The sequence below is a fragment of the Paraburkholderia sp. SIMBA_027 genome, assembly GCF_046535315.1.
GTDB classification, from domain to species: domain Bacteria; phylum Pseudomonadota; class Gammaproteobacteria; order Burkholderiales; family Burkholderiaceae; genus Paraburkholderia; species Paraburkholderia tropica.
This window is the reverse complement of record NZ_JAWRWY010000042.1, coordinates 1-10,830: the sequence shown is the minus strand read 5'-3', so window position 1 is coordinate 10,830 and position 10,830 is coordinate 1. Positions and strand designations below refer to the sequence as shown.

Here is a 10,830-nt window from a genome sequence, read left to right as displayed (position 1 = left end):
GCGTCTATAACACCACGCAGTCGATCGGGCTCGCGCTTGGCGGCGTGGTGGGCGGCTGGCTGCTCAAACACGACGGCGCAAGCACCGTTTTCTATACGTGCTCAGGCCTCGTGTTCTGCTGGCTTATAATCGCGGCCAACATGAAGGCGCCGCCCAAACGCGCTGAGCGCGCGTGAGCGTGCGTTTGAACGCGCTTCGGCGCGCCTGATCGGAATCAACTGGAGAAATACATGGCATCCGTGAACAAGGTGATCCTCGTCGGCAACCTCGGCGCCGAGCCGGAAGTGCGCTATCTGCCGAGCGGTGACGCCGTGGCGAACATCCGCCTCGCGACCACCGACCGCTATAAGGACAAGGCGTCCGGCGAGTTCAAGGAAATGACCGAATGGCACCGCGTGGCGTTCTTTGGCCGTCTGGCCGAGATCGTCTCGGAGTACCTGAAGAAGGGCTCGTCGGTGTATATCGAAGGCCGCATCCGCACCCGCAAGTGGCAGGCGCAGGACGGCACCGACCGTTATTCGACGGAAATCGTCGCCGATCAGATGCAGATGCTGGGCGGCCGCAGCGGCGGCGCGTCGGCGGGCAGCGACATGGGCGACGACGGCGGCTACAGCCGTGACAGCGCACCGCGCGGCGGTGGCCGTGCTTCGGGCGGCGGCGGTGCACCGCGTTCGAGCGGTGGCGGCTCGGGCGGCGGCGCTGGCCGTTCGAACGCCCCGGCCGGCGGCGGCTTCGACGAAATGGACGACGATATTCCGTTCTGAGGTTTCGTAACCGAAAACTGTAAAGATCAACCCCGCCTTTGTGCGGGGTTTTTCTTTTTATATCTGGGCTCCAGTACTTTCCCTGACCCGCAACATTTGCCGGAGGGGTACCGCGGCTGCCGCCGATTTTTTGTTCGTAACTTTTACCGTCAACTTCAGGATTGGGAGGGCCGGACAGCAGGGCGTCGCGGGGTACTGCCACGGAAAAGTCGTAAACATCTGCTACGGTGGTTCGGAGCATCCGGGAGATGTCGATGGATCCCCGATTTCACGTAGTCACGGTGCGGCATCCGGGCGGTGAACGTCTGCCGATCCTGCTGGACGCCGACAGGCAACCGGTAGCGTGGATCAATGTGTATCTGATCAGGCGCCTGCGTCTCCGGCTGTCGGTCAGCAGCCTCGTCAAGACGTTGTACGTGTTGGGCTACCTGTGGGCGTGGGCTTCGCGGGAGGCCTTTCCGCTTGAAGAGCGGCTCGTCTCTGGAGAAGGCCTTACGCAGGACGAAATCGTCAGCCAACTCTACCCCTGGCTCCGACGCAACTTCCGGATGGTCGGGAAAGTCCGCAGACTGGTTGTCTCACCTACCACGGTGGCGTTCCGGCTGAACGTCGTTTCGCAATGTGTCGTCAGGCACCTCGAGTGTGCAATGTCGGCAATGCCTGCCGGCTGCCCGGAAATCCGGGACATGCGGGCACGGCTGACGCTCATCGAACGGGGCTTCGCCACTGCGGCACGAGCCCGTTTGCCAGTTGCCGTACACGCGGCGCCGCTGTCTGCCGAACAATTGCAGCGGTTGCTGCAGGTTTGCCATCCGGACTCTGGCGAAAATCCCTGGAAAAGGCCGTATCGCCAGCGCAACTTCCTGATCGTACTCATCTTGGCCACGCTCGGGTTGCGGCGGGGCGAGTTGCTCAAGCTCCGGGTTTCAGACTGCCACCTGTCCCGCGCCATTCCCGAGATCCGGGTGGAGCGCTCACCCGACGATCCCGCCGATCCGCGAATCAACGAGCCGCAGGTCAAGACCGAGTCGAGATATCTGCCGTGCGATGCGTCGCTTGCCCGATATCTCAATGAGTACATCTGCAAGGTGCGCAGGACGATTCCCGGGGCCGGGAAGAGCCCGTTCCTGTTTCTGAGCCGGGATGGCCAACCGATGAGCCTCGCGCGCGTGAACGGTCTGCTTGATCAGGTTGCCGCCGTTCATCCTGAATTTGATGACCTCCATCCGCACTGCCTGCGTAGTACCTGCGCCACCAACTTCCGCACAGCGGGCTTAAGTAGCGGCCTTGATGAGGAGCGCGTCGACAAGGACATGATGTACTTCTTCGGCTGGCGCTCGTCGGACTCGGTGAGACCGTATATCGATGCCGCGATCCGGCGGGAATCGTGCGAGATCAGTCTGGGTTATCAGGCCACGTTCTTTGCAAAATCTGCCGGGGTGGCGTGTGACCAACGGTGACGTGAACCGGGCGATGGCTGGGCATCGGCGGCGATACAAACTTCCGTCGTTGCCCAATTACGTTGTGGATCGTGACGGACGGCGGATGGACCTTAGTGGCACGAGATGGAAATTCAATGTAATGACCGCCCACGTGTCTATTGATTGGTCCGACCTGGTCGACTGCAACGTTATCGTGAACTACACATTGCGACGATGGGCTGTGCACCTTCTTGCGCGGCAGTCTGGCGCGAGCGTCGCGGGTGCCATACGGGTAACGACGGCAGCGCTTCGTGGCCGGCCCCTCAGTGACGATGAGCCTGCTGGTGAGCTGCAGAAACTGTGGGAGCACCTCTCGATAATCGACGATCCGTTGCGCCTTCGAACTGCCCTACGCATCCAGATGGAGAAAGCAATCCAGGCCCTGCGCGTGCGGAAAGCGATGGATGAGTTTTATGAACTGCGCAGCTGGTACATCTGGTCATCGGAAATGCTGGACTGCCTCGGTTTCGACGAGGAATTCGCCCTCGAACTCGATGAGGTCCGGATCCCAGCGCGGGCCTCGCGTCTTGCGGTTGAACTCGAAGACGAAGACTGCGGGCCGCTCTGGGACACTGAAGTAATGGTTCTGCGTCGCGCGTTGCAGGACGACGTGTCCATGGCCCGGCTGCACGTGATGCAGCGCACGGCCGTCGCGCTCAGTCTTGCTTACGGCCGCAATCCCGCCAACTTCTGCCTGCTGCGGGAGGCGGATCTGAAGAATGCGCTCGAAGGATTCAACGTACCGGCGCAATGGATACTGGCCATTCCGAGAACCAAGAAGCCGGGTGTTGGCGTCAGGCAGGTGTTCATTGAGGAGCGGGTGAGCGACGAGCTGGCAGGTCTCCTGAGGAAGCTGATTGAGGTCAACGAGGTGATCGACTGCGGAAACCGTCCCAGGCCGCTGTTCATGCGGCGCAATGTCGACAGATGGCGTGAGGGAACGGATATGGGCGAATACGCTTACCACGTCACTGCGCAGTCGTTCACCCGGCTGCTAAAGCAGTTCTCGAAGCGCATGAAGCTCGTGTCGCCTCGCACAATGGGCCCGCTGCGTATCAGTTCACGGCGCTTGCGCTATACGTTCGCAACGACGATGGTCGAGCTGGGTGTGTCCAGGAAAGTGCTGGCCGCCATGCTTGACCACTCTGATACTCAGCACGTTCAGGTTTACTACGCGCTGAAGGGGCGGCGACTGACGGCAATCCTGGATCGCGCAGCCGCGCTCAGGATTGGACCATTGATGAGACTGTTTCGCGGAAACCTGTTGCCATCCGCGGCGTCCGCAGTGAATGGTTCCGATCCTGCCAAAAGTATCCGGTTTGTTGGAGACGTCTCGGCCACAACTCCCGTTGAAATTGGCGCCTGCGGACAGGACTGGCTCTGTGCCCTCGATCCACCGTTCTCGTGCTATCTCTGCCCGAAATTCCAGCCCTATGTGGAAGCCGGCCATCATGCCGTGCTGAACGAGCTGCTTGCGGGCCGCGAGGACCGTCAAAGCCGGTACGGTTCGCGCCTGTCGATCCAGCTCGATGATGTCATCTATGCCGTCGGAGAGGTCATCCGTGAGGTAGAGGAATATGTGCGCAGGCCTCGCAAGAAAGCGTAAATCCATGGCTGCGCATGCCTGCGCGGTCGGCGTGCCGTCTGAAAACTGGCTCGCCAATCGAGTTGTGCTTGTGACGAGAGCCAGAGCTGCCGTACCGTTTGCGGGCGCGGATTGGGACAGTGCAAGCTGGGACGTCTCAGAGGCCTACCGGCACCGCACCCGTGGTTACAAGGCGGACCGGCCCGCGCAGCGGTTGCTGTTCACTCAGCATGGCGACACGCCTCGCGTGCCCGGTGCGCCGCTGAGCGGGCCGTTCGGGGATGTGGTGAAGTCACTCGTCTGTCTGCGGCATCGCCAAAGGGGCCAGTCGGCGGGTAGTCACATGGTGTTCGTCCGGGCCACGCGTTACGTGTTCGATGCGCTCGCGGATCGTGATCACGACATCGGTGAACTGACGGCAGACCACCTGGATGCCGCTGCTGCGAAGCTGTTCGAACGCGAGCGGGAATCATCCGCATACAAGGTTGTCGGCCACATCGAAGAGTTCGCCGACGCACTCGACCGCAACGGTCTGTGTCGCCTGCGGCTTGACTGGCGCTGCCGGCGCAAACGCCGTCCGAAATCGATGACACCTGACCGTATCGATGCTGCGAGTCAGGTGGTCGGGATAGAAAGCCGCCTGCCGGATGAGGATGCCATTCGCGCGATCGGTTCCCTGTACCAGCAGATTCCGCGCAGTGCGTCACCGCATGATCCGATCAGTGCCGATCGGATCATGATCCTGATTGCGACGGTAATGGTGTGCACAGGCTTGCGGATCGGCGAAATGCTGACCTTGCCCGAGAAACCCCTGTCGCTGGCCGAGGACGGTAGCAAGATCCTGCGCTACGCGCGCCTGAAGGGACGGGCCGACGATGTCACTGTCGAGTGGGAAAGCAAACCGCTGCTGACGGAAACAGAACCGGTTGTGGAGGCGGCGCTGACTGAACTGCGCCAGGCGACAGAGGGCGCGCGACAGGTTGCACTCTCGTTCCATGAGTCGGGAGGGTTGCTCGCAGGGGTACCGTTGCAGGCAGAAATTGACGGGAGCTCGTTGCCGTCGATACTGGGTTTGCGCAGCAGGCAGGTCATTCAGTTCCTCAAGGCTCGGAACATTGCGTATGACGTCGTGGCAAAGGGGACGAGGATCAGTCGCGAGGCACTGCTTCGGGGGCTTCGTGCCGACCACTGGACGTTCCCCACGATACCAGGTTCTCCCGGCCAGGGAGTTCGGCTCCACGAAGCGTTGTGCGTCGTCTACGCGAATCAGATGCACCGCGGCACCAGGTCGACCTTGACCCATGCGGCGCGCCCCATCACGGACCAGAATGTGCGGGACTTCCTGACTGGACGTGGCGTGATCCGCTCGGTCTTCGAGCGTCATGCGATCGTTGGTAGTCGTGGTGGCGTGATAAATGTCCGCTCGCATGGTTTCCGTCACTTCCTCAACCACCTTCTGGATGAGGGGGGGGCGCCAGATCTTGTGCAGACGAAATGGTTCGGGCGCAAGCACGCCGCGGACACGAAGGCCTATCAGCACCTCACACCCGCCCAGAAAGCCGCGAAGGTGGCGGCGGACATCATGGCCGGCCACGTGGGCGGCGCCGTCACGGAGATCGCAAAGGTGCTCCCAGTCGAGGTTGCGCACACGTTTCTGGCAGCACGCATTCATGCCGTTCATGACGTCGGACCTGGAATGTGCATCCACGACTTCCAGATGGCGCCGTGTCCGCGTCATCTGCAGTGTACGGTCAACTGCGACGAATACATCTGGCTGAAGCGCGATGTTTCGCGCTCAGACGAGCTCAAGCGACAGGCGGCGGTCGTCTATCTGAGTCTGCAGAATGTCCAGATGCAGTTCGCCGGACAGGTGCTGGTCGAGCCGGGCTGGCTGGAGCACCTGCGCATCCGTTACGGGCAGCTCATGACGCAACTGGCAGCGCTGAACGTCAATGAGGCCGACCTTGTACGCTATATCGACGAAGGAGGCAGCCATGCCGAAAGCGATCCGGGCGAACTCGAAAATCAGCGAGCGCAAGGCGGCGGCCATCGTCGCCGAACTTGATCGCTGGCGTGACGGCGAACTCGGCACAAAGCTGACATGGCAGCGGATCGAGGCATTCTCAGGATTTACACGGCAGGCGCTGAGTCGTCATGAGACGATCAGGCATGCCTACCAGGAGGCGAAGCGTACACTCGCGACTCCGGGGCGACTTTCGCGGTCGCGCTCCCGCAGCGACGAGCTTACGTATCTCGATCAGACGATCGAGAACCTGCGACTGCAGATCAGGCGCTATGAAGCGTTGGAGCAGCAGTGGCTTCAGCGTTGGCAACGCATTGCATTTCACTGCTCACGGCGCGGCATAAGTATCGGTGAGTTGGACCGGCCGCTTGATTCTCTGAACAGAAAGGGTACGTGACCGCTTCGCATCCGTTGCACATAAGACATCAACGACAAGCAGGGCGGGCGGCAAGAGTGGCGTCTTCCGTCCAGCTAGTTGACTGCCAAAAGTTCCAGTCTTAGCTCGACAGACCCTGCCAAGGACACTTGCCGGACTTCCGTCAGATCGCAGATGCCGTCATCGTCCATGCTCCAGTCTGCAACTGTCTCGCTACTGCCGACAAAAAGCGTCGGGAACTGGTAAATGCCTTTCCTAGCTCGACGTTGTTCAGCTCGGCATCGATTTGGTTGGCATCAGTCATTTTGATGCATGCTGAATGAGCGAGCGCCACTCTCTCGCCAGAGATACGATTTGTAGATACCATTTCGGTGGAAATAACCATGAGCGCACACTCAAAAACCAAAAATGACCAGAACGAACCACACCGCAATCGATCTGTTTTGTGGTGCCGGCGGCTTGACCGTGGGGTTGAAGAAAGCGGGATTTCGCGTCCTGGCTGGAGTGGAGCAGAATCCGGTCGCTGCCGAGACCTATAAGCTTAACAATCGAAAATCGCGAATATATGAGGGTGATATTCGCAAGCTATGTCCTGAGCAGATCATGGCAGACCTCGGTTTGGAGACCGGGGCGCTGGACCTGCTGGCTGGCTGTCCCCCATGCCAGGGATTTTCAAGCCACAGGACCCGCAACAAGGCGACCGCAATCGAGGACGACCGAAACGATCTCGTTTTCGAGTTCGTTCGCTTCATCGAAGTCATGCTCCCTAAAACGGTCATGCTTGAAAATGTTCCAGCACTCGCGAAAGACTGGAGAATCGACGAGCTGAAGGTTCGCCTAAGAGATCTCGGCTATCACATCGATGACAACTTTGCCCAGGTCAAGAATGCCGCAGACTACGGCGTGCCACAGCGTCGAAAAAGGCTACTAGTTAAAGCGTCGCGGTACGGCACGATTGCGGATGCAAAAGCCACAGCTCGCCGGAAAACGGTTATGGACGCCATTTCTGGATTGATGCCCCCCGGAGAAAGTGGCGATGCCCTGCACGACTTTCCGACGTCTAGAAGTGAAAAGGTTCAAACGATCATTTCACTTGTACCGAAGGATGGAGGATCGCGAGCAGACATCCCGAAAAAATACTGGCTTGATTGCCACCTTAGGCGTCCTGGCAGCTATCGCGATGTGTATGGCCGTATGGCCTGGAAGGACGTTGCACCGACAATTACTGGTGGATGCACAAACCCATCCAAGGGCCGTTTCATCCATCCGGAGCAAAACCGGGCAATCACGCTTCGCGAAGCAGCACTGCTGCAAACCTTCCCGCCAAAGTACAGATTTTCGATGGCTGGTGGCAAAGATGCTGCTGCACTGATGATTGGCAATGCATTACCACCCGAATTTATTAGACGCCAGGCAGCGCAATTCAAGGCACATTTACGGGGAGTCGAAGCGTGAGCAAGTATGAGTTGAAGTTTGATCCGAAGACAATCGAACATCTTGGCGTAAAAATGTACGCTACGCTGCCTCCCGCTCTTGCTGAGCTGATTTCGAACGCCTACGATGCCGATGCCAGCAAGGTTGAGGTCGAATTTCTCGAGCAGAATGGCACGCCGACGGCAATCACGGTGATTGACGATGGTTTGGGCATGTCATCCGCTGACATTCAGCAGAAATTCCTCGTCATCGGACGCAATCGACGCAAAGACGAAGGAGACAAGCCCTCTCCGAAATTTCGGCGCCTCGCAACGGGCAAGAAAGGACTGGGTAAGCTAGCGCTTTTTGGTCTGGCAAAGGACGTAGTAGTCGATACCGTCAACGGCGGCCTGCGCAACCGCTTCACACTGAACTGGGATTCCCTACTGCTCGCCAAAGGTGTGTACAGTCCCCAAACTGATTTAATTGACCAAAAGGTCAAAAAAAAATCTGGTACGACGATCCAGCTTTCCAATCTGAAGCGCAAGAGTCCGTTTGATATTGGAGCCATCGCAGACAGCCTATCGCGAATATTCATTGTCGATAAGGATTTTCGTATCATTTTGAGAGACTCCAGAGGAAACGAAATAGAGATCTCGAATGATCGCCGGTACGACAATGTAGAAGAACAGTTCAGATGGGAAACGCGAGACCTCGTCAAGGCCGACGATCAATATTGCGGCAAGCTCGAGTTTACCTTCATTACCGCGAAGACCCCAATCCCGCCGAGTTCCGGCCTCAGAGGCATTGCGATTTTTTCTCGGGGTAAGCTCGTTAACCTTCCTGAATATTTCTCAGACAGTGCGTCGAGCCATTTTTATCAATACCTGACCGGCTGGATCAAGGCTGATTTCATTGACCTCCTAGACGAAGATGTTATTTCGACAAACCGGCAATCCATCAATTGGGACAATGCCGAAATGGGGGTGTTCAGGAAATATCTTTCTCAACTGATCGCACGTGTAAATCAGGATTGGCGTAAAAAACGTGCCGAGAAGAAGGACAAGGATCTCAAGAAAACAACCGGCATCGATCGGGAGAAGTGGCTCAGCACTCTTCCTAATGATGTTCGCCAATCTGTGGAAACCATCGTGAAAGAAATGGGTGACAGTGAGGAAGTCGCTGAAACCTTTACACCAGTGGTTAAAGCCCTTTACGCCCTCGTCCCTGAATATCCACTGCTGCACTGGCGACATCTGCACGAGAGCATCCGGGACGGCGTCGCTGAATATTATAAGAATCAGCAGTACGGGCATGCTGCCGATCAGGGCGCGAAACTGTATGGTCAGAAACTCCGCGAGCTCTCTGGCAAGGAAGTCGACGGCGTTGAGCTTGCGACTCTATTTTCATTGACCATCGAAAAGAACAAAATCACCAAACCACCCATTATTCAGATAAGCGATCTTTCATCTGAAACAAAAATTAACATGCAGGACGGGCAACAACTGTTAACGCGTGGGTTGATTCGAGGTTTCCGGAATCCGATTAATCACGCGCCAATGTCCAAGGTCGTGCCGGCAGTTATTTCTGAACTGGATTGCCTCAACATTTTGAGCCTCATCTCTTACTTGGCGTCGCGCTTGGACAACGCAACAGTGAATCTAGTGGCGAATACTTGAGTGCTGGCGTGATCGCGGCAGGCTGGCTTTATCAGTTCACGCATAGTCGAGTTCACGCCGCAATTTGAGCAGCCAGACAGTGTGATGCGCGTAGTCTCTTTAATTTTTCGTTGTATTGATATGTCATGAACAAACGCTCGATTGCAGGTGTTATAGCTGCGCTCAAAGAAAGCACCACGAGGCCTGAAGTAGGGGATGGGCCTGGGCTCGAGGATCACGTCCGCAATGTCTATCAGACGTTGCTTGATCTTGAGCTTGAGAACGCTGTAGTTGGTCGAGGAGTCAGCTTACGGGGATCAAAGGGGAGTGTTTACGAGATAGACGTGTACTATGAATTCGAGATTGCTGGTGTGCGGCACCGGGTAGCGATCGAATGCAAGAACACCACGCGCCCTATGGAACGTGACGATGTTCTCGCGTTTGCGATGAAGGTGTACGATTGTCAGGGAGTGGTCGGCATAATCGTCTCAGCAAGTGGGTATCAAAGCGGCGCGGTTGACTCTGCCAACGAGAATGGCCTGAGCGTGCTTTCAGTTAAAGAGCTTCCGTCCATCGGACAACTTCTTGCATTACGCTTGGACGATGTTGTAATGCCTGGGCCCGAGGTAAAAGGTGAACCGTTCTGGACGTTGTACGATCCTGAGACGAAAGAACCCTATGCTTTTGCACAAGGGGATGAACTCTTCGGAGCACTGTTCATCTCGCGTGCGCACGCCGAAGAGTATGCAGAAGTATGTCGTTTGAAGCCTCGGTGGATCGTGCGGGGCTTGGGGATGCGGCATCTTGCAGCCTACATCTTGACAGGCGACGCAATGCGAGGGCGATACCTTATAGTGCAGCCATGCACGGAAAATGTTGTTCCGATAAATGGGTTTGCGTTTGCAGAAATCAGACGCGAACGTTTGATTTCTGAGTTCTATTCAGGTAGCCCGCTGCCTGCCACTCCGATGGTTATGCCAGGGCGACGAAAGCGGCGATGAAGCCGGGTTGGTGGCGCATCACAGGTGGCGGATTTGTTGTACCAATTATCTCTTTGTTGGACGCATTAGCAGACGAGCGGAGGCTATTACTTCGCGATTTGGTTGTGCATCCAGTTACGGACGGGCGCCATTTGACACTGAAGCAGTGCTCGCGCCAAATTATAGTGTTCGGGAGTGCTGACTCGCTCCGTTTCAACCGAATGGCGAACGCGAGCGACGCGAACAACACGCCGATCCTGCGCTGAAAGCTAGCGCAAGTGCGTGATCATTTCATGCAACAAACAGCCCAAACGCGGCTAACCTGATCCTGTCTCCTGCGCTTTCAGCGCATCGATCGTACGCCTTTCACTTATTGGCGGCCACTTTTAAATATTTGTGTTTCTGTGCTAGTGACATAGTCGTGCCCGCGGGCTTCTTCGTTAGCCTGAATCTTGACAAAAATACAGAACAGAAGTAAGCGGCCAGCGATCCCGTCTTGAAGCGCGAGGTTATTCGTTGGCCTGTTTCGGCTGCCATCGATGGGGCAGCA

Annotated in this window: 10 protein-coding genes and 1 pseudogene; 9 read left to right on the top strand and 2 right to left on the bottom strand. The window is 57.2% G+C overall.

Translation table 11 applies throughout. The features are described from left to right. The 6 genes and pseudogenes from SB764_RS37720 to SB764_RS37695 form a co-directional block, all read left to right on the top strand. Positions 1–176, top strand: a pseudogene (locus SB764_RS37720) (MFS transporter); the annotation flags it as partial. 54 nt (positions 177–230) lie between these two features. Continuing rightward, complete coding sequence (locus tag SB764_RS37715) at positions 231–764, top strand: single-stranded DNA-binding protein (protein WP_410866424.1); 534 nt, start codon at positions 231–233, stop codon at positions 762–764. Positions 765–1,018: 254 nt separating this feature from the next. Beyond that, entirely contained in the window at positions 1,019–2,224 is a 1,206-nt protein-coding gene (locus SB764_RS37710) for a tyrosine-type recombinase/integrase (RefSeq protein WP_410866423.1), read from the top strand. Between the two features lie 121 nt (positions 2,225–2,345). Further along, positions 2,346–3,851, top strand: coding sequence for a tyrosine-type recombinase/integrase (locus SB764_RS37705; protein WP_410866422.1), 1,506 nt, complete (start codon positions 2,346–2,348; stop codon positions 3,849–3,851). A gap of 4 nt (positions 3,852–3,855) precedes the next feature. Beyond that, on the top strand, positions 3,856–5,895 hold the full coding sequence (locus SB764_RS37700; RefSeq protein ID WP_410866421.1) for an integrase: 2,040 nt from the start codon (positions 3,856–3,858) through the stop codon (positions 5,893–5,895). Next, complete coding sequence (locus tag SB764_RS37695; protein ID WP_410866420.1) at positions 5,825–6,250, top strand: hypothetical protein; 426 nt, start codon at positions 5,825–5,827, stop codon at positions 6,248–6,250. Before SB764_RS37700 ends, SB764_RS37695 begins: the two co-directional genes overlap by 71 nt. A gap of 142 nt (positions 6,251–6,392) precedes the next feature. On the opposite strand, the gene SB764_RS37690 is transcribed toward SB764_RS37695, so the two are convergent. Further along, the gene (locus tag SB764_RS37690) at positions 6,393–6,614 is read right to left on the bottom strand and encodes a hypothetical protein (RefSeq protein WP_410866419.1); all 222 of its coding nucleotides are present in this window, start codon (positions 6,612–6,614) and stop codon (positions 6,393–6,395) included. A gap of 23 nt (positions 6,615–6,637) precedes the next feature. On the opposite strand from SB764_RS37690, the gene SB764_RS37685 reads away from it, so the two are divergent. The 3 genes from SB764_RS37685 to SB764_RS37675 all read left to right on the top strand — a co-directional run bounded on the left by SB764_RS37685 (position 6,638) and on the right by SB764_RS37675 (position 10,301). After that, positions 6,638–7,684 (top strand): DNA cytosine methyltransferase, encoded by a 1,047-nt coding sequence (locus tag SB764_RS37685; RefSeq protein ID WP_410866418.1) that lies wholly within the window; start codon positions 6,638–6,640, stop codon positions 7,682–7,684. Beyond that, positions 7,681–9,321: a TIGR02391 family protein gene (locus SB764_RS37680; RefSeq protein WP_410866417.1), complete on the top strand. Its 1,641-nt coding sequence runs from the start codon at positions 7,681–7,683 to the stop codon at positions 9,319–9,321. The genes SB764_RS37685 and SB764_RS37680 overlap by 4 nt, the downstream gene beginning before the upstream one ends. Positions 9,322–9,446: 125 nt before the next feature. Next, positions 9,447–10,301 carry a restriction endonuclease gene (locus SB764_RS37675; RefSeq protein ID WP_410866416.1) on the top strand — a complete coding sequence of 285 codons (855 nt, stop codon included), beginning with the start codon at positions 9,447–9,449 and terminating at the stop codon, positions 10,299–10,301. Positions 10,302–10,650: 349 nt separating this feature from the next. Here the strand turns inward: SB764_RS37675 and SB764_RS37670 are convergent. Next, on the bottom strand, positions 10,651–10,830 hold a 180-nt coding region (locus tag SB764_RS37670; protein WP_410866415.1), incomplete at its 5' end, for a hypothetical protein.